Below are 25,027 nucleotides of genomic sequence, written 5' to 3'. Positions count from 1 at the left end.
AAAATCTTTTTAATTAAACCACTTTCAAAATCTCTGCGTAAATCTCATCTGCTAGCAGGCTACCTTTAGCTAGTAATTTTTCACCTTCTTGACGGTGTTGTAAAACAAACTCTTCATCTTTGATACTTGATAAATTAATTAACACATTTAACCAAGCTCCTTGAAGCCCAGATTTTAAGTTAAGTGCAGCAACACCTAAATCACTTGCTGCATTAGTATTTGATTTTCCAACAGCACGTTTAGTGACATCTAAGGCATTAACCATTAATTTCATCATGTAAAATGGTGATTCAGCCGCTCCTTGTAAAGCTGTTTGCATAGCAACTCTTCTTGCTGCTTTTTCATCATCTGTTTCTTTTGGCATATCAAAAACTGCTGAAACAGCGTTAAAGGCTTCTGTATCTTTATCAATAGCATCTAATAAATGTTTTTGTAAGGCTTTTGATTCATCGAATACTAACTTAATTTCATCTTCAAATTCAGCATATTTTTTCTTTCCGATTGTTAATTCACAAACCATTTTAGTTAATGAGATTCCCATTGAAGCTGCTAATGCTGCAGCTGATCCTCCACCAGGAGCTGGAGCGTCTGAGCCTAGTACTTCTACAAAGTCTTTTACTGTTAAGTCTACTAATTTCATTTAGATGATCTCTCCTTATCCTAATAAATGATTTTCTAATACTTGTTTGCCGTAATCAAAGTCTTCTACTTGTAAGTAGTACTCAGCACAATCAATTAAAGCTTTAGCTGGTGTTAAACCAATAATTTCACTTCCAATAATGTTGACACCATAACGTTTTGCTTCAAAACGAATTGTTTCAAATGTACGATATAATGGAGTTCCTTCAAAGTTCACCATGTTCATTGATACTTGAGCAATATTTCTATCTTCTAACATAACGCCAATACCTTTAGCATATTTGAATCCACCACCTGAAGCACGGATAATTTTAGCTATTTTATTTGCAATTGTAATATCATCTGTATCTAAGTTAACATTAAAGGCTACAAGAGGCATTCTTGCTCCAACAGCTGTAATTCCTGCTGTAGGGTGAATTTTTCTTTCACCAAAGTCTGGTGCCCACTCTTCTTCTAATAATTTCTCAGGCATACCTTCAAATTGTCCTTTACGAACTCTTGCTAAGTTTTTACGTCCTGGTACTGATGCTGAATCTTCATATAAGAAGATTGGTATATTTAATTCATCGTTGATTCGTTTTGCAACTTTTTTAGAAATTTCAATACATTCTTCAACTGATGAGTCTTTTATAGGAATAAATGGTACAACGTCAGTTGCTCCCATTCTAGGATGCTCTCCGTGATGTTTTGTCATATCAATATTTTCACTTGCATATTTTACTAATTGGAAAGCCACTTCTTGGATTCCTTCTTCATCTCCTACTAAAGTAAATACACTACGGTTATGACTTGCATCTGAAGAATGATCTAAAAGTGTTACGCCTCCTACGCTTTTAGCAACTGAAACTAATCCATTAATAACTGCTTCATTTTGACCCTCACTAAAATTTGGAACACATTCAATAATTTTTGCCATTGAGACAACATCCTTTCTATTTTATACTTATTAATAAACAAGAATTTTGTTTACTAAGTTAACTATACCTTATACTTAAATAAAATAAATAAAATTATTTCAAGATGAACCTCCTTAGTTTGTTATTATTCACTCTACCTAAAAAAATATAACGCTTTCATTGACACCCAAAGAATAACATCAGCTTATTAGAGTGTCAACCACTAAGAAGGCTTAAATTACAAGCTTTTGACACTACTTTTATTCTTTTTAACCAACAATTTTAAAAATGAAAAACCGACTGTTTTATTTTGTATTTTTTTTAACAATCAGACTAAAAAATTTTTGACATTTTTTTGACACCAAACTTTCTATTATGAACTAAGAGCGCTAAAACCTTTCAGATGATTGCTCCCCTTATAGTTATTTCCTATTTTAGATAGATAAAAATAATCAAGTTTCTTACTTTTCTATTCAAATTGAACTTAACCTAAATAATTTTAAATGAATTATCTAATTTAATAGTGCTTATTAATATCTTATTCTATTCTCTTAGACGAGTTTTAGACGTTTATTTTTAAAAAAATAAAAATAAAATAACAAATATTTTTTTCTGATTAATTTTTTATTTTCTATAAATAATACCTATTTTGATTTTACAATAGAAAGGACTGTTATAAATGGAAGCCTGTTTATTAATAGATTTCGGTAGTACCTTCACTAAATTAACAGCTGTTGATTTAGAAATAGAAGAAATTTTGGCTACAGCTAAAAGTAAGACAACTGTTTCTACTAATATAATGGAAGGTTTTGAGTTAGCTAAGGGTGAGTTATTAGAGAAAATAAACAAACCTCATATAACCTTCAAACATCAATTAGCTTGCTCTTCAGCTAAAGGCGGATTTAAAATGATTGCTATTGGGTTATCTAAAACTTTAACTGCGGAAGCGAGTAAACGAGTTGCACTAGGTGCTGGTACAAGAATGTTAAATGTTTATAGTTACGGCTTAAAAGAGGCTGACATTGAGGAGATTGAGGAACTTGCTCCAGATATTATTTTAGTTAGTGGTGGAACAACTGGAGGGAACACAACAGGAATTATCAATGATATAAAACAACTGACGCGTCTTAAATTACATATTCCTATTGTTATTGCCGGAAATGAGGATGCAAATCCTACTATAGATAATATTTTAAAAAAGACTTCTCTGCCCTATTTTTTTTCTGAGAATGTTATGCCTCAAATTAATCACATAAACCCTTTACCAACAAGAGAATTGCTTCGCACTATTTTTATGGAGAAAATAGTTGAAGCAAAAGGGATTTCTACTATTTCTGATCAAGTAGGTAAAATAGTTATGCCTACTCCAACAGCAGTTTTACTTGCAGCTGAACTTCTTTCAAAGGGAACTGATAACATTAGTGGCTTTGAGGAAGTTATTATTGCTGATATTGGCGGAGCTACAACGGATATTCACTCCATTGGTTCTGGTAAGCCAAAGAATTCTTCTATCACTATGGAAGGACTTCAAGAACCCTTTGCTAAACGAACTGTAGAAGGAGATTTAGGAATGCGTTATTCTGCTCTTAGTTTGCTAGAATCAACAGGTTATCCTTTATTTAAAACTTATTTGCCAAGGTTAAGCTCAGATGACATTTTTGAAAAATGTTTTTACCGTTCCGAGCATCCTGATTTTGTTAGTCAAACAGATAAAGATATTGTCTTTGACGAAACAATGAGCAAACTAGCTATTACAACTGCTTTTAATCGTCACGCTGGTTTTTATCGCAGGGAGCCAACACCTAATAGAACACTTCTTTTCCAAACAGGTAAAGATTTAAGTCAATTTAAAGCTGTTATTGCTACTGGTGGTGTTTTAGTTAATAGTCAGAATCCCAAAACTATTTTAGAAGCTTGTTTAAAAAAAGAAGATGATTTTTATCTAATGCCGACAAATCCTAATTTTTATCTTGATAAAACCTATATTTTATCGGCGATGGGATTATTATCAACACTCTACCCAGACATTGCTCTTAATATATTAAAAAAATACTTAGTTAAATTGTAAAGAGAAGGTTGTGACATGTTTCTGTCACAACCTTCTTAATGTTTTTCTTTCTATTAATTGAATTTTTAATTCTTGAATGGGAATTTTTTTCTCATTAAGTTCGTTATATAAATAAGCAAAAGAATTAGAAGCCTGTTTTTCTAAAGAGTAATCCACTGTCGAAATATGCATTAGCTCACTGACTTCATTATTATCAAATCCTAAAACACCAACATCTTTCGGGCAAGAAAATCCCAATAACTCAATTTCTGAAATAAACTCAGCAGCCGTTTGGTCTGAATAAAAAGCCAAAACTTCTGGTCTATCTGTACTTTCTACCCACATATTAGCAATTTGCCTACCACCATTTTTTTTGAAATTAGATTGAATCAGCCATTTCTCATCTAAAGGAAGATGATTAACTTCATGAAATTCTTTCAATGCTTTAACTCTAGCTTTTGTGTTTAAATTTTTATAAAACCCTAAAACATGCCCAATTTTTTGATAACCTTGTCTATATAAATAATTTAGAGCCATTAAATAGCCTTCGTAATGATCCACAAAAGATGAGTAAATCCAATCTTCTTCTATTCGGTTCCATGTTGAAAGTGGCCCGTATTGTTTAAAAGGTTTAATGACATCCCACTCATTTGTCCTCGTTAAAATAAAAATGCCGTCTACTTGTTTATATTTCAATTGATTTAAAGCTTCTATTTCTTTTTGTTTATCTCCACTTGTTAAGTATAAGTTCACAAAGTAGCCATTATTTTTAGCACTTTCCATAAAAACTTGTAAAAATTTCCCCATGGAGCTCATATAACTTGGTGCAATAAAGCCTATTGTTTTAGTAACACCTGATTGTAGTTGTCTTGCTAGTAAGTTAGGAATGTAGCCAATTTCATCCATAGCATCCAGCACTTTTTGTTTACTTTCTTCACTGACATATCCATTATTTGTTAGTACTCTAGAAACTGTTGATTTAGAAACGCCAGCTTTTTTTGCTACATCAATAATCGTTGCCAAAAGTCACCCCTACTTTCTTTTCTTATATTTTATCATAAAAAAGCTTGACATGGGAACATTCCCACAATGTACCCTATATTTGTAAGCGAATTAATAAGCCATTTAGGAGGAAATTTTATGAGTAGAGATGCCTTAAAAATTGCAACAATTGGTGGAGGTTCTAGTTATACACCAGAATTAATTGAAGGATATATTAAACGTAAAGATGAGCTACCAATCAAAGAGATTTGGTTAGTTGACATTGAAGAAGGTCGCGAAAAATTAGAAATCGTTGGTGAAATGGCAAAACGTATGGTAAAAGCAGCAGGCTTAGACTGGAGCGTTCATTTAACTTTAGATCGCCGTGAAGCTTTAAAAGATGCTGACTTTGTTTCAACACAGTTTAGAGTTGGTTTACTTGAAGCACGTGTTAAAGATGAAAGAATTCCATTATCACACGGAATTTTAGGTCAAGAAACAAACGGTGCTGGAGGGATCTTTAAAGCATTGAGAACAATTCCTGTTATTTTAGACATTATTGAAGACATGAAAGAACTTTGTCCAGATGCTTGGTTAGTTAACTTTACAAACCCAGCTGGTATGGTTACTGAAGCTGCTATTAAAGTTGGTGGTTGGTCTAAAACTGCTGGTCTTTGTAACGTTCCAATTGGCCACAAAAAACAAGCTGCTGAAAAATTAGGTTTACCAGAAGAAGATTTATTCTTTAAATTTGCTGGAATTAACCACTTCCACTGGCACCGTGTTTGGGATAAAGAAGGTAAAGAACGTACAGATGAATTAATCGACTTAATATACGGACCAAAAGAAGAACAAGAAAGTCACCTAAAAAATATTTGGGATGCTCCTTTCCACTATGAGCAATTAAAAGACTTAGGATTACTTCCTTGTGGTTACCACCGTTATTACTATATTGAAGATGAAATGTTAAAACATTCTATTGAAGAATTTGAACGCGGTGAAACAAGAGCACAAGTTGTTAAAGGTACTGAAGAAAAATTATTCGAATTATATAAAGATCCTAACTTAGACTACAAACCAAAAGAATTAGAACAACGTGGTGGAACACATTATAGTGATGCTGCCTGTGAGTTAATTGCTTCTATTTACAATGACAAACGCACTGACATGGTTGTTTCAACACAAAATAATGGTACGATTACAGACTTACCATATGACTGTATTGTTGAAGTTTCTGGACCAGTAACATCTCACGGACCAGAGCCATATAACTGGGGAAGTTTCCCACCGGCAGCTCGCGGTATTATTCAAAACATGAAAGGGATGGAAGAAGCTGTTATTAAAGCTGCTACAACTGGTAGCTACGGAGCTGCTTTACATGCCTTCACAGTTAATCCTCTAATTCCTGGGGGAACAATTGCTAAAACTGTTTTAGATGAGCTATTAATTGCTCATAAAGATTATTTACCATTATTTAAAGATAGTATTGAAAAAATTGAAAAAACACAACCAGAAACAGTTAAAGCTGTTGAAGAGTTAATGAAATCTAACTAATAAAAGTGTTTATATGAAAAAAGAGCTGCGACTTATTGGTTGCAACTCTTTTTCTATTTATATTAAGATTCCTTTTTGATTAGCTTCCATTAACTGGTTCAATAAATAAGAATAAACAAAACTAAACAATAAACCAACAATAACAGATGCTGGACCATATGCTAATAAACCAAAACCTAAAACAATATAATTAATATAGCGAATTGTTTTAGCAATATTTATCTTAGGATTCTTTTTATATAGAACAAGAGCTAAAACATCCATTCCCACTGTTGAGGAGTTCGAAGATAAACAACAATAATAACCAATACTAATAAAAAGACTAGCTAATAAAAAATCGACTGGTAAATTGACTTGAACAGTAAAAGGCAAGCTATAAAATAAACTAAAAAACAGATTATAAAAAATACTACTTAATAGAGACTTGATAAAATTATCTTTACCTAAAAAGAGTAAACAAATTAATAGCAACAATATAGTGACACCATTGGTTAAGTACAATATATTTATACCAGTTATTTTTTCTAAAATCATAGCCACACTTGTGACACCACCATTAATAATTTCATTTGGTTTCATCCACTTTGCATAAGCAAACCCCATTAACAGATTACCAATTAATATTTTTATAATTGCAACAGACTGTTTTTTCCCCATCTCACTTCTTCTTTCTATACCAATTTTTATCTTTATTTCTTTATCAGTATATACTATTTAAATTAAAAAATAATGAAATTGCAGATTTAAGTTTTATAACTTCTCTACAATCCCATTACTTTTTAATTTATTTTCTACCGAATGTTTCCCAAGCAGGAAAACTTGTATTTTTTGATGTTTCATCGATTACTTTTTTTGTTTCATCTGTTTGGTAAGCATCTACGATTTTTTGATATGTTTCATTTTTCTCATCTTCTTTTCTCGAAACAATAATATTAACATATGGTTTTGAGTTTTCATCAACTGGTTCTGCGAAAATAGAATCTTTTTGAGGATTAAAACCAGCATCAACTGCTACACCACTATTAATAACCGACAAATCAACATCTTGTAAAGCTCGTGCTGTTTGAGACGCATCTAATTCTGTAATTTTTAAATTTTTACTGTTTTCAGTAATATCTGAAACTGTAGGTGTAATACCTGCTTTTTCATCTATTTTAATTAACCCTGCTGTTTGAAGTAATAAAAGTGCACGACCACCGTTTGTGACATCATTTGGAATCGCTACTTCCCCACCATCTTTGACATCTTTAATATCTTTGACTTTTTCAGAAAAAATAGCCATTGGAGCATTGACTGTATTTCCAATTGAAACTAAATCAGTTCCATGTTCTTTGTTATAGTTATCTAAGAAAAACTGGTGTTGGAAAGCATTTAAATCAATTGAACCATCTGCTAAAGCACTATTAGGTTGATTGTAGTCACTAAATTTAACATACTCTAACTTAATCCCTTCATCTTTTAAGCGGTTTTTAACGTCATCCCATACGTCTGTATCATCTCCAATTATACCCAGCTTAACTGTTTTTGTTTCTCCTTCACCTTTTTTAGATTCTCCTTTAGAACAAGCTGTTGCAACTCCTGCTAAAGCGACTAATAATAATCCATATTTGATAATTTTTTTCATAATATCTTCTCCTTTAATGACTTACTTTTTTTATAATAATATTACTAACCCACTGACTAAAAAAAACTAAAACTAAAATAAGTAATGTTGCTACTATAGTGACATCTGTTTGGAATCTGTTATAACCTCTTGTAACAGCTAAATTACCTAGACCACCTGCACCAACTGCCCCTGCCATTGCTGTAAATCCAATTATGTTAATAACTGTTACTGCTGAAACTCTAATAATTCCTGGTAACCCTTCTACTAAATAAACTCTAAATAAAATACCTAATGGGGAAGTTCCCATCGACTCAGCGGCTTCTATGACACCTGGGTCCACCTCTAAAAGGGCATTTTCAATTTGGCGGGCATAAAATGGAATCACACCAATAATTAGAGGGACTAAGGCTGCTTTTTCTCCAATCGTCGTGCCAACTAAAAATCTTGTCACAACACCTAAAAGTGTTAGTAGAATAATAAATGGTATTGATCTAATGGTATTGATTATTTTATCTAAAATGCCGTAAATAATCGGCTTACTTTTTATACCACTTGGTCCAATAAACACAAGAATTAATCCTAATAAAATGCCTAGTATTCCTGCAATAACTGTTGTCCAAATCACCATATAAATAGTTTGAACTGTTGCAGCAATAAATTCTTCTGGTATTTGAGAGGCATTAGGTAGCCACTTTCCAATTAACTGATTCATTAACCCACCTCTTTTTCTAAGTAATTCACTTGATTATTTTTATTCTGACTTAGTAAAGGATTAACTTTGATGTCTTTTTCTTCTAAATAAGCAAGTGCTTCTTCTCTTTGTTTCTTAATACCGCTAAGAGTCACAATCAAGTGACCAATTGGAACATCTTGAATTATTTCAATATTCCCATATAAAATATTAGTTTTGACTTGGTATTTACTATAAAGTTCTGCAATAATTGGTTCTGCTGTTTGATTTCCAATATAAGAAAATTCAATTAGTTCTTCATTTACCTCTAAATGAGATAAAACTGGATGATTTAAAATTGTTTCTAAAGCTTGATCAATATGAGTTGCTGTTCTGATAAAGTCTTTTGTTAATTCTTTTTCAGGTTGACTAAATAAATCAACACTTCTTTTTTCCTCAATAACGCGGCCATCCTCCATCACAGCTACTCGGTGGCAGATGTTTTTCACCACTTGCATCTCATGAGTAATCAGAACAATAGTTAGTCCTAAACTTTCATTTAATTCTTTTAATAACTCTAATATCTGACCTGTTGTTTTAGGATCTAGGGCACTTGTTGCTTCATCACAAAGTAGGATATCAGGATCATTAGCTAAAGCACGGGCAATTGCTACTCTCTGTTTTTGTCCACCAGACAATTGATTGGGATAAGCATTTATCTTTTCTTCAAGTCCTACTAAAGTTAATAAGTCTAACACTTTTTGATGTTTTTCTTCTTTACTTAATTTGGCATATTTCAATGAAAAATTAACGTTGTCATAAATAGTTCGTTGTTTCATTAAATTAAAATGCTGAAAAATCATGCCTATTTTTTTTCGTTCTTCTCTTAATTCTTTTTGTGTTAAATCTGTTAACGATGTCTTTTTTATTTTGACAGTTCCTATAGTTGGCACTTGTAACAAATTAATCACTCTAACTAAGGTACTTTTTCCAGCACCTGAATAACCAACTATTCCATAAATTTCTCCTTTTTTAATAGACAAGGACACATCATCAACAGCGACAATTTCTTTTTTATCTTGTTTGAATTTAACACTAATATTTTCTAATTCAATCATTTAACTCACTCCTTTATAAAATAAAAAAACGCCCTCAAAAACACTGCTACATTAGCAATGCTTTTGAGGACGTTTTAAACGCGTTACCACCTCATTTTTAGTTAGACTCACATCTAACTACTCTTCAAGTACTATCATACTCTAGCAAGGTAACGGATGCTGCCGTTTTACTCTTATTAATATTAATTAACTCGAATAAAAAATGCTCTTAAGCCATTTTCAAATATATCCTCATTGCTTCTTTTCACCTACCGAAGCTCTCTTTAAATGATTCATCTATTTTACTTACTTAATCACTGCATTAAAAAAATATAATAAAAAAAGCCCTCTTACTAGCTCTTTTAGCTAATAAAGGACGAATAATCGTGGTACCACCTTTGTTTAGAAACTTTTTAGTTTCCCTCATCTAACGCTCTAAAAAAATTAGAGTTATAGGACTCATGGTAGCGGCTGAGTATGCCCGTTAGTTGCCTACTTATCGACAACTTTCCTCCAAGACCATTTTCTAAATAACTTGTACGATTTCTTTCACCAACCGAAATCTCTCTACGCTACGCCTTATTTATACTTTTCTCTTCATAGGAAATACATTTGTTATATTGATTAATAATTTATCTCATCTCAAAACAAAAGTCAATCCTTTTGTTCATTATTTTTTTATACATCTCTTTTTTAGATTTTTTTCATGAACCAGACCATATTGTTTGAAAGTCAAAGTATTTTTTAGTAAGATTTAAACAACTTATTTTAAAGTAAGGAGTTTTAAAAAAATGAAAAAAGTGCAATTCGAGCCAGTCGACTGGCATTATAATGAAAAAGATACTTGGACTTGCCCAAGCCACCAATTTCAATCACCTATTAATATTGTTCACAATGATACAAAACCCATGAATGATGATGGTGAACTTGTTTTACGCTATCGCAAAAAAATGGATACAATTGTTAACACAGGCTATTGTTTACAAGGTTATCTAAAAGGTATTGCCTCTATTAATAGCCGTAATTTTGAATTTCAGCAATTCCATTTTCATGCACATGGTGAACATACTATTGATGGTAAATCATTTCCATTAGAACTCCATTTGGTTCATCAATCTGAAAGCGGAAAAATCGCTGTGATTGCTGTTCTTTTTGAAATTGGGAAAGAAAATAAAACCATTGATGAATTACTTAATCATGTTAACTTAACTGAATTTGATAATAAAATTAATTTATTAAATTTAGTTCCTAAAAAACTTGATTACTATCATTATTTAGGTTCTTTAACAACACCCCCTCTAACTGAAAACGTTGAATGGTATGTTTTAATGACTCCTATGACTATTTCAAATAAACAATTAACACGTCTAAAAAGAATTCATAAAGATAACTACCGTGAAGTACAAGAAATTAACGGTAGAACAGTCTTAAAAAAGGTATTTTAATAAATAAAGAAGAGGTTGTGACAGAAGTGTTCAGCTTCAAAAAATAAGAAGGAAATCACGAAAATTTCTTTTCAAATTTTTGTGATTTTCGGCTTATTTCCGTAGAAGCTACTTCTGTGACACCGTTTAGTATAAAAAAAAGGGGCTGTGACATAAATATGTCACAGCCCCTTTTTCTTATACACTAGCACTTCTATAAACTAGAGGGCTTAATTTTTTACCTACTAGGTAAACTAAAGCCACTTTAATAATCGCTGTTGGAATAAAAGGTAGAACGCAGGCTGTGAAAGCCACCACTAAAGTACTTGATGTAACAAATGAAAAATAAAACATGCCAATCAATAAGTTAAGAGCCGTTCCTAAAGATAACCAAAACAAAGCACTTGTGCTTGATTCTTTTTCCTTAGCAATACCTGATAAGTAGGCCATAATTGGGAAAGAAAAAATAAAACCTCCAGTTGGCCCAAAGAAAATACTTGCCCCACCAGAAAAACCAGCAAAAACTGGTAATCCGACTAACCCTAATAATATATAAATAGATGCTACAAAAGTTCCTTCTTTTTTACCTAATATTAATGCCACCAAAGGAATAATAAAGGTTTGTAAAGTCATTGGAACCCCGTAAGGCATTGGAATACTCATTTGAGATAAAATAATCGTTAAAGCAGTAAAAATCCCTATCCGACTAATTTGTTTAACAGTTAATTGATTCATAAATAAACTCCTTTCGTTTTATTATTATAAAAAGAAAAAAATTTATTGTCAACTTTAAATCGAAAAAAGGTGACAATTAATTAAGTATGATTCTTATTTCACCTGAATTAAAAGTTTTCACTTCTCCAGTTTCTGTTTCGATTATCAGTTGACCTTCTGTATCAATGTCTTTAACTGTCACAAAAAACTCCTCTTTGCCTTGCTGAATCAAAACTTTTTTACCAACGACCATAGAATTTTCTTTATAGAGTTGCATCATATCAACTTCATTTAATTCCTGATGTAGGCTTAATAAGCTCGACATGATATTAGCTACTAACTCATTTCGATTAACTTCAACGCCTTCTTTTTCAAAAATAGCTCTTGCTTTTTGACTCACTTCTTCTGAAAAAATATCCGTCTCAGTGGATACATTCAGTCCAATACCTAAGACAATCCATTCCATCATACCACTCTCAAAATCTGTTACAGCCTCTGTTAATATCCCACAGACTTTTTTATTTTCTAAAAATAAATCATTGACCCATTTAATGCCAAGTTGTTTACCAGTCATTTCTGCCACAACTTTTGTCACTACAACTGCTGCATAGGAAGTTATAATTGTAGGATGTTGGTAAGCTAATTCTGAAGGTTTTAAAATTAAACTCATATAAATCCCTGAATCTTTTGGCGACTCAAAACTTCTACCATAACGCCCTTTACCAGCTGTTTGTTCATTGGCAATAACTAAAGTTCCATGAGGCATTCCCTCAATAGCTAATTCTTTTGCTTTTTTATTAGTTGAATCAATGGTGTCAAAATAATAAATTTTATTCTTTTGAAATTCCTTTGAAAGTTGCTCCCTAATCCCAACTTCAGACATTTGATGACTTGTTTCAGATAAACAGTAACCTTTATTAGTCACAGCCTTAATATCATAGCCCTCTTTTTCTAATTGTTTAATACTTTTCCAAACAGCATTTCTTGAAACACCTAGTTCATCTGCAATTTTAGCACCTGAAATATGCTGACCTCTATTTTTCTCTAAAAAAGATAAAACTTTTTCTTTGATTGTCACCTTTTTCCTCACCCTTGTCATTTAAATTATTCATTATTATAGCATGAAAAAAAGGCAGAGACCTAAGTTTTAACCCTTAGTCCTCACACCTTTTTATTTTGAATAACTCATCTCAAACCGTTTTGAGAAAGTTGATAATGAATAACAAATAATAAAATAGCAAAATGCCATAATAAAGAACATCGGAAGAACTGTATTAGGATGTTGTGCATAAATTATTTTTGTATTGTGTGTCAATTCTGGTAAAGAAATAATTACTGCTAAGGAAGTATCACGAATCAATGATACAAATTGACTAACTAAAGGTGGCACCATTAATTTTAATCCTTGTGGTAAAACAATATAAAATATAGTTTGACCTTTTGTAAGTCCAGTTGAAATTCCAGCTTCCATTTGCCCCTTTGGAACTGCTAAAAGTCCTCCGCGGATAATTTCTGATAACATAGCTGATTCAAATATAGTTAAAGCTACAACAGCTGACCAAAAAATACTAAATTGAATACCTATTTGCGGTAAGGCGAAATAAGTAAAGAAGATGATTAATAACAATGGTAAATTACGAATAATATCTACTACAATTCCTACTACTAATGATAAAATAGGAATTTTTAAATAACGTAAAATCCCTAAGATACTTCCTATAATAAAACTTAAAATAATAGATACAATAGCCACCTCTAGGGTCACTAATAATCCATCAAGTATAAATCTTAAATTACTCCATGTAAAAGCTTGTGCAATAGCCACTTTAATTTCCCCTTTCTTAAGCTTTAGCTAATCTAACTTCTAAGTATTTCATTAAATAAGATAAAGGTAATGTCAGAGCTAAATAAATCAAACCAATTAAAGTATAAGTTCCAATTGTATTAAACGTCGCACTAGCAACTAAATCTCCTTGATACATTAAATCCGCTCCTGTTACCATTGCCAAAATAGAAGAATTTTTCACTAAGTTAATAAATTGGTTTCCAAGTGGTGGAATCACAATTTTAAAAGCTTGAGGTAAAACGATTAATCTCATCACTTGCGAATACGACAGACCTGAGGCAAGCCCTGCTTCCATTTGGCCTTTTGGTATACCTTCAATTCCAGCTCGTACAGTATCTGCAATAAAAGCAGAAGTATACAGAGTTAAACCGATAGTTCCAGCAGTAATTCCGTCAAATTGAATCCCGTATAAGGGCATAACAACAAATAAAAACATAACCACAATTAAGAGTGGTAAATTACGAAATAAATTAACATAAATATTGCCGATTCTTTTTAACCATTTTGTTTTAGACACTTGAAAAATTGCCATAAATGTTCCAATTATTAAACTGCAAACCAAGGCGATTAAACTAGCTGTTAAAGTTATTTTTAAACCTGATAAAATATCAGATTGATAATTTTGCCAAATAACTAGCACTATTTTTTCCCCCTTTATTTTGGTTCTTCATTAAACCATTTTTTATAAATTTTTCTATATTCCCCGTTTTCACGAATCTTTTCCAAACCTTCGTTAAGCGCTGATTGAAATTCCTCTTGTCCTTTATTAAGGGCAATACCATAAGGTTCGTCAGTAAATTTATCTCCAGCTAAAATGTATTGAGGATTTTCAGCAGCCATTCCAAGTAAAATACTATTATCTGTCGTCATAGCATCTCCCTGACCTGATTGAAGGGCAGTGAAAGCTTCTGCATAGTTTTCTAACTCTAACACTTTTGTTTTTGGTGCATGTTCTCTAATATTTTCTGCTGATGTTGATCCTTTAACTGCTAATACAGTTTTAGTTGCATCTAAATCTTCAATTCCTTTAATACCACTTTTTTTATTAACTAAAAGTGATTGCCCTGCATCAAAGTAAACATCAGAAAAGTCGACTTGTTTTTTTCTTTCTTCACTAATCGTCATTGTGGCAATAATAGCATCAATATTTCCATTTTTAAGTAACGGGATTCTCGTTTTAGAAGTTACTTCTACAAACTCTGCCTCACAGTCTTCACCTAGTATTTCTTTTGTTAGAGCTTTGGCAATATCAATATCAAAACCTTCAACTTGTCTACTTTCAATATTCATTAATCCAAATAGTTTAGTGTCGTATTTAACTCCCCAAACTATTTTTTGGTTGGTCTCAACTTTTTCTAGTGTATCTTGTTTGGCTAAATTTTTTGCTCCACAACCTGCTAAAAGAAAAAGGAGAGCCGCAACTAAAAGAAGAACTCTTTTTTTGATTGAGTATCTTGTATGTAAAGTCATTAAACTTACTCCTTACTTTTATTGATTTATTATTTTACTTAAAAATTGTTTTGCTCGTTCATCTTTAGGGTTTTCAAAGAAACTCTCAGATTCACGGTCTTCTAAAATTTGTCCATCTGCCATAAAAATAACTCTATCTGCTACTTCACGTGCAAATCCCATTTCATGAGTTACAACAACCATTGTCATACCAGATTCTTTTGCTAGTGACTTCATAACATCTAAAACTTCACCAACCATTTCTGGATCAAGTGCTGATGTTGGTTCATCAAATAACATCACATCAGGTTCCATAGCTAAACTTCTAGCAATCGCAATACGCTGTTGTTGCCCTCCTGATAGTTGTGTTGGATACTCATCTTTTTTATGTAGCATTCCTACTTTATCTAATAATTTTTCTGCTTTTTTAATAGCAACTTCTTTATCTTCTTTTAAAACTTTAACAGGTGCTAAAATAACATTTTCTAGAACCGTCATATTTGGATAAAGATTAAAATGTTGGAATACCATTCCTAAATTTTTTCTTACTTCGTTTAAGTTAGTTTTTTTGTCGTGAATATCAACGCCATCAACTAATAGTTCACCAGTTGTTATTTCTTCTAGTGCGTTAATACAACGTAACATCGTGCTTTTCCCCGAGCCAGATGGTCCAATCGCTACGACAACTTCTCCCTTTTCAATTGTTAAGTTGATTCCCTTTAAGGCATGAAATGAGCCATAATATTTATCCACTTGTTTAAATGAAATCATTATTTTTTCCTCCCCAATCTAAATATGATAAATTGATTAAAAATCTAATACTTTTATCATAATTTATATATTATACCTGTTTTTTTATCATTTTGTAAAGAATAGTGTCATTACTTACTGCAATTTTCATGAAAAACTCATTTTAAAGATAACAAAAAAGGAAGATGACAGATAAAAGTCACCTTCCTTTTTCTAATATATCTTAATCTTATTTTTTCTTTTTAGGTTCTGATACAAATTCTTTATTATAAAATTGGCTATTTTTAGAAAGTTCTTCGTTAACCGTTTTTAAAGAATCTCTTTCGATTAAAGTTTTTTCATTAGATGAAAGATCCACACCTAATCCTAATTTATGACCTTCAATATCCACTCCCATACTTGAAAGAACTGTTGGATACATATCAAATGGTGCGAAGTGCCTATTGGTGGTTTTTATATTGTCATTCTCAAAAACTGGATTAATAATTAAGTTAGTTGTTGTCCTATGATAATTTGGATCGAAATCAACAAAGTATTTTTTATCCATACTTAAATGATCTCCAGTTAATACAATTGTTGTATTATCATAAAAATCTTGAGCTTGAATCCATTTAACAAAATCATAAATTTGTTTTTGCGAATGGAAAATAACATTAGAATATTGTTTATCAAATGGTGTTGTTGCATCTTTTTCAAGGAAACCATCTGGGAAATGTGTATCTGCATTTTCCATAGTAAAGTTAAATGGTTTATCTTCAGCTGCTAATCTTAAAATTTCTTCTTGGGCATATTCATATAATTTTTTATCTTCATAACCCCACCAAACTTTATAGTCATTAGGAATTTTTCCTATTTCTTTTGCGTATTTCCAGTCATAAATATGGAAATCTTTGTGGTTATTAAAGAAGGATGTCAAACCACCAAAGTCTGCATCTGCACCAAACATAATAGTTTGATTATAACCCTCATCATGTAAGATATCACCAATTGCTCCTGCCCCTGGTAAGAAATAACCTGTTTTTCCATAAGAATTGCCATCCATTGGAACTTTTAAAGGTAGACCAGTACTCATGTTAACCATTGAAGCTACAGACCAACTAGAACCATAAGTTTGATAAGGACCACCTTTTTTGTCATTATCAGAGAAGGATATACCTTCTTCATATAATTTTTCAAAATCTGGCATTAAGTTCTTTTCCATATATCCACCAGAAGTTGTTGCAAAATAAGTATTTTCATAAGATTCAAGATAAATGTGAATTAAATTTCTTTTCTTTTCAGGGAAAGTTAATTTTGTATCTTTTGGCGCCTGATAGTTATCTTTTATATAACTTGAATCGTCAAAATAAGCATGGTATACCGCTTTTAGTTGTAGCTCTTTAATACTGTAAAAAGCTCCGTAAATCAGTAGCCCAATTGAAAAGATAATTCCAATATATTTAAACAGTTTATCTGATATTACTGTTTTATTTTTCCACTCTAGGTTAAATCTAACTAATATAAAAAAGATAAAAGCTACTGCTACTGAAATAAATAGTAATACTGGACCATTTATGGCATTATCCATTACTCCAGAGGCTGTTCCTGTAACAGGTGATTTAAAGTTAAAAATAAATTGCTCTGGTGTTAATTTACCGAAATAATCTATAAACCAAACTGTTCCTATCCAAAGAAAACTGCCCATTAAAACAAAAACTACGGCTAATCCGCTTATTATTTTTTCCATTAAAGATAATTTTTTAGTATTTTTAGTAATAATTAGTTGTTGTGTTATAAGTCCTTTTAAGAAAAGAATACCAACTCCAATCACTAATGAAAAGATAACATATTTAACAACAAAAAGTGTTTTGTAATTAGTAAGATTTAATACAAAGGGCTTGTCTAAAACGTATCTCATTAGAAATAATGAAAGTGTATTTATCCCAATTGTATACCCTAAAAAAACCTTAATTTTTTCTTTGATGTTTTCTGATTTAAATAAAAAAACATCTAGACCACTTACTAATAAGCCGACTAATAAATAAGTTAATAACCTCATTCAAATCCTCCTTTTTTCATCCATTATCTAGAATACATAAAAAAGAGCGATTTAACAACTTATGTTTTGGTAAGAAGAAAGAGGTTTCCCTCTTTTTTAATATTGACTGAACCAATTAACAATTTCATTAATACGTTCCATACGTAAATTAGGTAATCCTTGTCTAGATAACCCATGACTTGATTCTGGAAAAACAACCATTTTAGTCGGCACACCTTTCATTTTAACAGCCGTATACATCTGCTCACCTTGTTCCTGAGGGCATCTTAGATCTTCTTCCCCATGTAAAACAAGTAATGGTGTGTCAACGTTATCTGCATACGCAAGTGGTGAGAGCTGCCATAATTTATCAATATCTTTTAAATCTCTATTTAATTGGTATTTTACAAAAAACGAACCAATGTCACTTGTTCCATAAAAACTGATCCAGTTGGAAATCGAGCGCTGAGTCACAGCTGCTTTAAAGCGATTTGTATGACCAACAATCCAGTTTGTCATAAATCCACCATAACTTCCTCCAGCTACATAAACATTATTTTTATCAATCTCAGGATATTCTGTTAATACATAATCAAGTCCAAGCATCAAATCTTGATAATCCTCATTTCCATAATCACCTAAAATAGCTTTAACAAACTCTTGACCATAACCTTGACCGCCTCTTGGATTTAGCATAATAACACCATAACCATTGGCAGCATGAACTTGCATCTCATGGAAGAATGATTCTCCGTATGCAACTTGAGGTCCTCCGTGAATGTATAAAATAACAGGGTAATTCTTCTTTGATTCAACAGGAGGCACATACCATCCTTGAATATCCCAATCATTGACTCCTTGATACCAAAACATATCAGGCTTGCTTAATTTTGTTTTAGCTAAAAATTCTTCGTTAGGATTTTCAATATCAGTTAATTTACCTGTTGTTAAATCTAATAAAGCTAAAACACTTGGATTAGTCAAAGTAGAGTAGGCAACTACCATTCGTTCGTTATTAAGTAGACTTCCATCTGTTAAATGAAGTTTTTTATCTACTATTTTTTTGATATTTCCTTTTTTGTCACCCTTATATAAAGTCACTTTTCCACTTTCTGTCACAGGGAAAAAATAAGTTTCATCATCTAACCAATGAATTTCTATACTTAAATTCTTTTGCTGAAAATCACTAATCAAAGCATCTCCAACTTGCAAATCAGCTTCACTTGTTAAACAAGTTAGTTTACTTGTTGTTAGATTATATAAATACAATTTGTCCTGAGTAACAAAACCATATCTAAAATCATTTCCCACTAGTAAAACATCTTGATCATTTCTAATAGCACCAAATGAAAAACTTCCTTGTTCAATACTTGATGTTAAAGAATAGGTTACTTTAGTTCTCAAATCAAAATGGTAAACAGTTGAACCGTAATTTAATTCATCATCCTCATCTAAATCTTCTGTTATTAATGCAAAAGATTCATCTTTTGATAAATGATTTAAACTAAATGAATATTTTTTTTCTAAAATCAAATGAGTCATCTGTGGTAAAGCAAGATCTTGCTTTTTAAGTTGATATGTTTTGTCTTCTGCTATTAAGCCCGTACCATCTACTTTATAACTTAGCTTAGACCACGATTTTGTTTGAGGCACTTTATCATCCACTTCTTTTTCTGGTAGTGTACTGGTTTGATAATAAACACTTGAACCAGTCTCATTCCAAAGATAAGATGAAACCCCTTCTTTTTCATTTGTTAAATAAAAAGCGCGTCCACCTTTTAAAGGCATTAACATAATTTGTTGTTTTTTCTCGTCATCACTTGCTAAAAAACTAAGATATTTTTTGTTAGGAGACACTTTTAGTAAATTAACTGAATAGCCATTATTTCCCCATTCAATTTTTTCTTTTGTTTTTAAATTATATGAAAAAATAGTTGATTCGTAACGATTTTTTTCTTGGTTCATAGAATTTTCGATATAATAGATGTTCTCCTCAACTTGAATAGGTTGAGCAATACTTTTTAAATCAAATAAACTTTCTGCAGTTATTTTTTTCATTTAAATCACCTCATTTTTTTGTTATTCATAATTGTACAGAACTAATTCAAATAAAGCGAACCATAACTATTAATTTATTTATTGGCTTTTTTAGTTACTGTATAATATATTAGAAAAAATGAAAGTGAGGGATTCGTGTATTGAAAATCTAAGCCAATTATTTGAGCAAATTGTATGTAAACCGTTGTATATTAACGGGATTAGTCTGCAATTTGACAGAATTGGTGAAGATGACAAGACGATTCTTTCTAACACGTCTATTTAATATCCTGTCATTATATTCAACAATCAGTTCTGTTTTATTCAGACTGATTGTTTTTTATTTGAAAGGATGATACTTTATGTCGACAATCGAAATCAAGAATTTATCATTTAGTTATGATGGAGCTATTACAAATATCTTTGACCAAGTTGATTTAAATATTGATACCAATTGGAAACTTGGACTAATCGGCCGAAATGGTCGCGGGAAAACTACTTTTTTTAATATTTTACAAAACAAACTAGCTTATAACGGAGCTATTAACCATCAAGTTAATTTCTCTTATTTTCCTCAAAAAATAGGAAATAAAGAAAAAATGACTTATGAAATTATTGATGATTTAAATGTAGGTGAGATTTGGGAAGTTGAAAGGGAATTAACATTACTTGGAACAGATACTTCTGTTTTATGGCGTTCTTTTTCAAGTCTTTCTGGTGGGGAGCAAACAAAGGTACTATTATCGCTTCTCTTTGCTCAGGAAGGCTCGTTTCCATTAATTGATGAGCCAACAAATCACTTAGATGCCCTAGGTAGAAAACAAGTGGCTCACTACTAAAAAACAAAAAAGAATGGCTTTATTGTTATTAGTCATGACCGAGCTTTTATTGATGAAATTTGTGATCATATTTTAGCAATTGATAAAAATCAAATTACCATTTCTCAAGGTAATTATTCGACTTATCATTTCCAAAAGGAACGACAAGATGAATATGAACAAGATAAAAATGAAAAACTAAAAAAAGAAGTTGGTAGATTAAAACAAACAGCTACTAAAAAGGCAGAGTGGGCCAATTCTCGTGAAGGTGAAAAATGGGGAAAACCATCTGTTAAAAATAGTGGTGGCGTTCCTGATAAAGGCTTCGTTGGAGCTCGTGCTGCTAGAACTATGAAAAAATCAAAAAATCTTTTAAATCGAATGGATAGAGAAATTGAAGAAAAAGAAAAACTGTTAAAAAATATCGAATTCATTGATCCTTTAACAATGAACTTCCAACCGACTCATCAAAAGAGTTTACTAACAGTTGAAGATTTGACTCTCTCATTTGATGGAGAAAAGTTATTTAAGCCTATTAGTTTTGATATTAAACCGGGAGAACGGATTGCAATTATCGGAGAAAACGGCTCTGGCAAAACCTCTTTAATTAAAGCTCTATTAGGCCAATTTAATGGGGATATACAGGGGGAAATCACTCATAGAGCACAAAAAACATGGAGTCTTGTGCGACAAAATTATGAAGTAAATACAGGTACTCTGAAAGAGTTTTGTTTAACAAATCATTTAGATTATCAGGAATGTCTAAGTAATATAAAAAAATTAGGTCTTGAAAGAGATTTATTTAATAATAAAATTGAGACTATGAGTATGGGGCAACGAAAAAAGGTAGAAATTGCTAAATCACTTACACTTGAAACACCTTTCTATCTTTGGGATGAACCTCTGAATTATTTAGACAGTTTTAACTATGAACAACTTGAAGAAGTTATTTTATTAACTCAACCAACTATGTTATTTGTAGAACATGATGAAACGTTCATTAATAAAATAGCTACTCAAGTAATTGAACTAGAAAAATACTAAAAAAAGGTTGTTACATAAGTGGTTAGCTTCAAGAAATAAGAAGCTACTTCTGTCATACCGTTAAATTTGGAAAAAGAACTGTGACAAAAAGTCACAGTTCTTTTTTATATTTCTGGTGTTTCAAAAATCATTGTTGTTTCAACTTTAAATTCTTTAGGAGTAGAAATTGTCTCACTTATTTCTTTTATATTTAATTTTAAGTAACGATTATTTTCATAAAAATTAATATAGTAAGTGCCATTACTTAAATCCATAAAGCTTGTAAATTGAGTGTAATCCGTTAAACCATTACTTTTAAATTTAACACCCTTTGGAATATATACAGCTGATAACATCCTTGAAATGACATTTATACTTTCCTCAGTACTTTGAGCCTTTTCTATAAACTGATTCATAAAAGCGATTCTAACAAAACGAGAGATTGAGGTATAATCACCTGGAATTCCAAGCATACCACTTCCAGCCCCGTTTCCAGTAGCTAAAAAATCTTTATATTGCATTGGTTTTTTCTCTGTATTCGTCACATTCACATATTGATTTAAATTAGTTAAATGCCAAGAAAAACTAGGACTATTAGTCATAACACCTACAGAATTTTCATAAATTTCAATACCAGTTGCAACTGGCTCAATAACAATACTTCTACCGCTCTTATCAGCAACAATCCAATGAAGAGGTAAAACACCATCAATAACTGGGCTGATTTCTTCAACAATTTTAATCTCTTTTATTATTTTTTTAACTTCTAATACATTTTTACAATTCCCTAAAAGATACGCAACGACATCATGAGGAGCTAATTCCAAAATATCTTCATCACTTTTTTTGGGATAAACAGCATCTGCAGCAAAATAAAGTGACGCTACTGCAAGCCCAGCTTCATTTACACCATCTCCAAAAATATAATCATCTATTAGTCTACCAGCTCCAATAAAACTTAGACTTGAATTAAAATGTTTTGTTTTATCTGTATAAAAAGAATGACCACTAGGCATAAAAGTTGGATTACCATCTAAAGGAAGAGTGAAGTCCATTGTTCTAGCTAAAAAGAACTCTTTTAAGGCATTTTCATACATAACACTTGTACACATATAACCACCTCGTTCAATAATTTAATATCAGTATACTCTTATGAACTCATTTTTACAAAACAATCTTAAGTGTGATAATAAAACACTTTTTAGTTACATATGTTATAATATGTTAAAAGGATGTGATAAGATGTATGATTTATGGGGGCTATTTTTAGGCGGCACAACTAGAGATAGTGTTAAGAAAGAATTCGATGGTAAAAAAGCAGGAATCTTAATTTTCAAATATACTTTACTTGCCTTATCTATTCCTGCAATCTACTTATTACTTTCCTATCTCGTTCAAAAAGGAATTTGGTAAAAACTCTATACAAAAAAGATTGTCATGTAAGCCTAAAAACTTACATAACAATCTTTTTATTTTTCTCTATTTGCTAAAGCTAACTTCACTGTGTTTTCTGCTAAAACATTTTGTGGGTCGATAACATTCTCATTGGAATAATTAGCCAAATCTTCCATTAAAGAAAGTTCTGTACAACCAAGAATGACTACCTCACAATTTAGCTCATTAAACATTTTAGATAAAATTTGATTATACAATTCTTCATCTAAAATGTTATTTTGCTTAATTTTTTCAAAAATTAGCGTACTTACCATTTGTTGAAGTTCTAAAGTGGGATGAACTAAATCAAAACCAGCATCTAAAATAAAGCCATCATAAATCTTATTTTTAATTGTTCCCTCAGTTCCAATAATCCCTACTCTAGTTCCCTTTTTATATTGTTTAGATGCTTCTTCAACAGCTAAACGGGGCATATGTAAAATAGGAACTTGACTAGCTTTTTCTAATTCATTAAAAAAGTAGTGAGCCGTGTTACACGTTAACACGAAAAAGTTAGGCTCTAATGCTCCATATTTTTCAATAATTTTTAATAGATAAGGTAACGGATTTTCATTCTCACTTTTATTCATCAAATAAGAACTTCTATCAGGTATTGTTGAATAATTAACCAACACATAATCTAAATAATCTTGGTCATTTTTAGTAGGTGTTTTCTGATTAATTTGTTTTATATATAACTCTGTTGCAATTGTTCCCATTCCACCAATAATTGTAAAGAAATTATCCATATCTCTTACCTCCCTAATCGATGACCGTATTGTTTAAAGACTTTTCGATAATAACGGAACATGCGCTGTAATAATAACCATCTCTTAAAGCTTTTATCTTTTTCATAATAAAAAGTATAGCCAAAACGTTTATCAGCAACCATTTTACGAGCTACGTCTTTTGCAGGTGACTCTGGTGTGTATTTTTCAAACACATCAACTGGTGCATTTAGCCATAATTTTCCTTTATCCTCAGGAATATCAGCAATGAATAGGTCTTGGTCTTTTAAATCATCATAGACATAATCACGTACAACCCACTCAGCTAAATTAATTCCATTTAGTGTTAAGAAGAAACTACTTCTACCTTGTCTTAAATTGATTTCAAAATATTTATATGTATTATCTTTAATATCGTATTTTAAGTCAAAGTTTGCAAAACCTGTGTACTTAATATCTTCTAAAAAGAATTTAACTTGTTCAAAAATTTCTTCATTGTAATCAGGAATAATACCTAAATAGTTACCTATTCCTAAAGGTGTTGGATCTTCTAGAACAGCATTTCCAAGACACATCATTTTTACTTGATGATTTTTATCTACATAAGCATTTAAAACTCGCATTGGACTTTCATTTCCTACGACAAATTCTTGTAAGATCATATCGTCCTCATAACCATCTTTATAAATGCCATGAATCACTCGGTTAAATTCAGTCATATTATCAATAATATAAACTTTTTCTTTAATAGGTGACGTAAAATCATTCCAAGTCACACTGTTAACTGCTTTTAAAGCAATTGGAAAATCAAAAGGTTGTAATTTTTCTTTCTCTTCAACCATTGAGCGAGTAATCACTTTGGTTTTTGGATAAGGTAAATTATATTTTTCGCAAATAGCGTAAAAACTTTCTTTATTCTCTAATTCTTTTTCAAGCTCTTTATCAATGTATGGGCAAATAAAATGAGCCGATAACTCATCAATATGTCTTGAAATTAGTTCAGTATACCAGTCACCCATCCCCATTAAAATAACAGGGATGTCGCTGTTTTCATATTCTTTAATAACTTCACGCATTTTATCAATAAATGTTGGATCAGTATCAAATTCTGGAATGTATTCAATATCTAAAATACTTGAATATTTAGTTGGAGCGATTTGCGCACTTGCAATCGTTCTAACTGGTTTTCCAGTTAATTCATAAAAAGACCGAGCCATTCCATAAAGATTTAAATCTCCACCTAATAATACAGGAATAAAGTCCTTTTTAGTTGTTGTCATTACCATCTATCTCCTTC

22 protein-coding genes, 1 pseudogene and 2 other annotated features are annotated in these 25,027 nt (G+C 31.3%); of the genes and pseudogenes, 5 read left to right on the top strand and 18 right to left on the bottom strand.

Annotated features, from left to right (window positions below):
- Positions 1-13: 13 nt before the first annotated feature.
- Together DFR54_RS07445 and ftcD are read right to left on the bottom strand one after the other, a co-directional pair.
- On the bottom strand, positions 14-640 hold the full coding sequence (locus DFR54_RS07445) for a cyclodeaminase/cyclohydrolase family protein (RefSeq protein ID WP_114289690.1): 627 nt from the start codon (positions 638-640) through the stop codon (positions 14-16).
- A gap of 15 nt (positions 641-655) precedes the next feature.
- Positions 656-1,555, bottom strand: coding sequence for a glutamate formimidoyltransferase (ftcD, locus tag DFR54_RS07440; protein ID WP_086342384.1), 900 nt, complete (start codon positions 1,553-1,555; stop codon positions 656-658).
- A 659-nt stretch (positions 1,556-2,214) separates the two neighbouring features.
- Between ftcD and glmL the strand changes: the two genes are divergently transcribed.
- Positions 2,215-3,603, top strand: a complete 1,389-nt coding sequence (gene glmL / locus DFR54_RS07435) for a methylaspartate mutase accessory protein GlmL (RefSeq protein ID WP_114289689.1) — start codon at positions 2,215-2,217, stop codon at positions 3,601-3,603.
- Between the two features lie 24 nt (positions 3,604-3,627).
- On the opposite strand, the gene DFR54_RS07430 is transcribed toward glmL, so the two are convergent.
- Positions 3,628-4,605: a LacI family DNA-binding transcriptional regulator gene (locus tag DFR54_RS07430; RefSeq protein ID WP_114289688.1), complete on the bottom strand. Its 978-nt coding sequence runs from the start codon at positions 4,603-4,605 to the stop codon at positions 3,628-3,630.
- A 117-nt stretch (positions 4,606-4,722) separates the two neighbouring features.
- Here DFR54_RS07430 and DFR54_RS07425 point away from each other — a divergent pair, with 117 nt between their 5' ends.
- On the top strand, positions 4,723-6,117 hold the full coding sequence (locus DFR54_RS07425; RefSeq protein ID WP_086342381.1) for a 6-phospho-beta-glucosidase: 1,395 nt from the start codon (positions 4,723-4,725) through the stop codon (positions 6,115-6,117).
- Between the two features lie 57 nt (positions 6,118-6,174).
- On the opposite strand, the gene DFR54_RS07420 is transcribed toward DFR54_RS07425, so the two are convergent.
- The 4 genes from DFR54_RS07420 to DFR54_RS07405 all read right to left on the bottom strand — a co-directional run bounded on the left by DFR54_RS07420 (position 6,175) and on the right by DFR54_RS07405 (position 9,511).
- Positions 6,175-6,774, bottom strand: a complete 600-nt coding sequence (locus tag DFR54_RS07420; RefSeq protein ID WP_207026995.1) for a YitT family protein — start codon at positions 6,772-6,774, stop codon at positions 6,175-6,177.
- Positions 6,775-6,901: 127 nt separating this feature from the next.
- Positions 6,902-7,741, bottom strand: a complete 840-nt coding sequence (locus DFR54_RS07415) for a MetQ/NlpA family ABC transporter substrate-binding protein (protein ID WP_114289686.1) — start codon at positions 7,739-7,741, stop codon at positions 6,902-6,904.
- Between the two features lie 13 nt (positions 7,742-7,754).
- Positions 7,755-8,435: a methionine ABC transporter permease gene (locus tag DFR54_RS07410; protein ID WP_114289685.1), complete on the bottom strand. Its 681-nt coding sequence runs from the start codon at positions 8,433-8,435 to the stop codon at positions 7,755-7,757.
- A complete protein-coding gene (locus DFR54_RS07405) occupies positions 8,435-9,511 on the bottom strand; it encodes a methionine ABC transporter ATP-binding protein (protein ID WP_114289684.1) in 1,077 nt (358 codons plus the stop codon). Before DFR54_RS07405 ends, DFR54_RS07410 begins: the two co-directional genes overlap by 1 nt.
- Positions 9,512-9,573: 62 nt before the next feature.
- Positions 9,574-9,817: a binding site (T-box leader), on the bottom strand.
- 42 nt (positions 9,818-9,859) lie between these two features.
- Positions 9,860-10,100, bottom strand: a binding site (T-box leader).
- 181 nt (positions 10,101-10,281) lie between these two features.
- Between DFR54_RS07405 and DFR54_RS07400 the strand changes: the two genes are divergently transcribed.
- Entirely contained in the window at positions 10,282-10,935 is a 654-nt protein-coding gene (locus DFR54_RS07400) for a carbonic anhydrase family protein (protein WP_114289683.1), read from the top strand.
- A gap of 177 nt (positions 10,936-11,112) precedes the next feature.
- Here DFR54_RS07400 and DFR54_RS07395 read toward each other — a convergent pair whose 3' ends face one another.
- From DFR54_RS07395 to DFR54_RS07360, 8 genes are all read right to left on the bottom strand, one after another.
- On the bottom strand, positions 11,113-11,649 hold the full coding sequence (locus DFR54_RS07395) for a biotin transporter BioY (protein ID WP_114289682.1): 537 nt from the start codon (positions 11,647-11,649) through the stop codon (positions 11,113-11,115).
- 76 nt (positions 11,650-11,725) lie between these two features.
- The gene (locus tag DFR54_RS07390; protein WP_170126938.1) at positions 11,726-12,706 is read right to left on the bottom strand and encodes a biotin--[acetyl-CoA-carboxylase] ligase; all 981 of its coding nucleotides are present in this window, start codon (positions 12,704-12,706) and stop codon (positions 11,726-11,728) included.
- 93 nt (positions 12,707-12,799) lie between these two features.
- The gene (locus DFR54_RS07385) at positions 12,800-13,453 is read right to left on the bottom strand and encodes an amino acid ABC transporter permease (RefSeq protein ID WP_114289680.1); all 654 of its coding nucleotides are present in this window, start codon (positions 13,451-13,453) and stop codon (positions 12,800-12,802) included.
- A gap of 16 nt (positions 13,454-13,469) precedes the next feature.
- Entirely contained in the window at positions 13,470-14,114 is a 645-nt protein-coding gene (locus DFR54_RS07380) for an amino acid ABC transporter permease (protein ID WP_114289679.1), read from the bottom strand.
- A 14-nt stretch (positions 14,115-14,128) separates the two neighbouring features.
- A complete protein-coding gene (locus DFR54_RS07375; protein ID WP_114289678.1) occupies positions 14,129-14,944 on the bottom strand; it encodes a transporter substrate-binding domain-containing protein in 816 nt (271 codons plus the stop codon).
- Between the two features lie 18 nt (positions 14,945-14,962).
- Positions 14,963-15,694: an amino acid ABC transporter ATP-binding protein gene (locus DFR54_RS07370; protein ID WP_114289677.1), complete on the bottom strand. Its 732-nt coding sequence runs from the start codon at positions 15,692-15,694 to the stop codon at positions 14,963-14,965.
- Between the two features lie 208 nt (positions 15,695-15,902).
- A complete protein-coding gene (locus tag DFR54_RS07365; protein WP_170126937.1) occupies positions 15,903-17,711 on the bottom strand; it encodes an LTA synthase family protein in 1,809 nt (602 codons plus the stop codon).
- Positions 17,712-17,807: 96 nt separating this feature from the next.
- Positions 17,808-19,748: an alpha/beta hydrolase family protein gene (locus DFR54_RS07360; protein WP_114289676.1), complete on the bottom strand. Its 1,941-nt coding sequence runs from the start codon at positions 19,746-19,748 to the stop codon at positions 17,808-17,810.
- 341 nt (positions 19,749-20,089) lie between these two features.
- On the opposite strand from DFR54_RS07360, the pseudogene abc-f reads away from it, so the two are divergent.
- Positions 20,090-21,589, top strand: a pseudogene (abc-f, locus tag DFR54_RS07355) (ribosomal protection-like ABC-F family protein).
- A 104-nt stretch (positions 21,590-21,693) separates the two neighbouring features.
- Here abc-f and DFR54_RS07350 read toward each other — a convergent pair.
- On the bottom strand, positions 21,694-22,680 hold the full coding sequence (locus DFR54_RS07350; RefSeq protein WP_114289675.1) for a choloylglycine hydrolase family protein: 987 nt from the start codon (positions 22,678-22,680) through the stop codon (positions 21,694-21,696).
- Between the two features lie 130 nt (positions 22,681-22,810).
- Here DFR54_RS07350 and DFR54_RS13225 point away from each other — a divergent pair, with 130 nt between their 5' ends.
- On the top strand, positions 22,811-22,981 hold the full coding sequence (locus tag DFR54_RS13225; protein ID WP_170126936.1) for a hypothetical protein: 171 nt from the start codon (positions 22,811-22,813) through the stop codon (positions 22,979-22,981).
- Positions 22,982-23,037: 56 nt separating this feature from the next.
- Here the strand turns inward: DFR54_RS13225 and DFR54_RS07345 are convergent, their stop codons facing one another.
- The gene (locus DFR54_RS07345; protein ID WP_086342364.1) at positions 23,038-23,751 is read right to left on the bottom strand and encodes an aspartate/glutamate racemase family protein; all 714 of its coding nucleotides are present in this window, start codon (positions 23,749-23,751) and stop codon (positions 23,038-23,040) included.
- A gap of 5 nt (positions 23,752-23,756) precedes the next feature.
- Positions 23,757-25,010: a carboxylate--amine ligase gene (locus DFR54_RS07340; protein WP_114289674.1), complete on the bottom strand. Its 1,254-nt coding sequence runs from the start codon at positions 25,008-25,010 to the stop codon at positions 23,757-23,759.
- Between the last annotated feature and the right edge of the window lie 17 nt (positions 25,011-25,027).

This window comes from Vagococcus fluvialis (assembly GCF_003337315.1).
Classification (GTDB): Bacteria; Bacillota; Bacilli; order Lactobacillales; family Vagococcaceae; genus Vagococcus; species Vagococcus fluvialis.
Note: the sequence above shows the minus strand (reverse complement) of the source record. Positions and strands in the feature narration are given on the sequence as shown.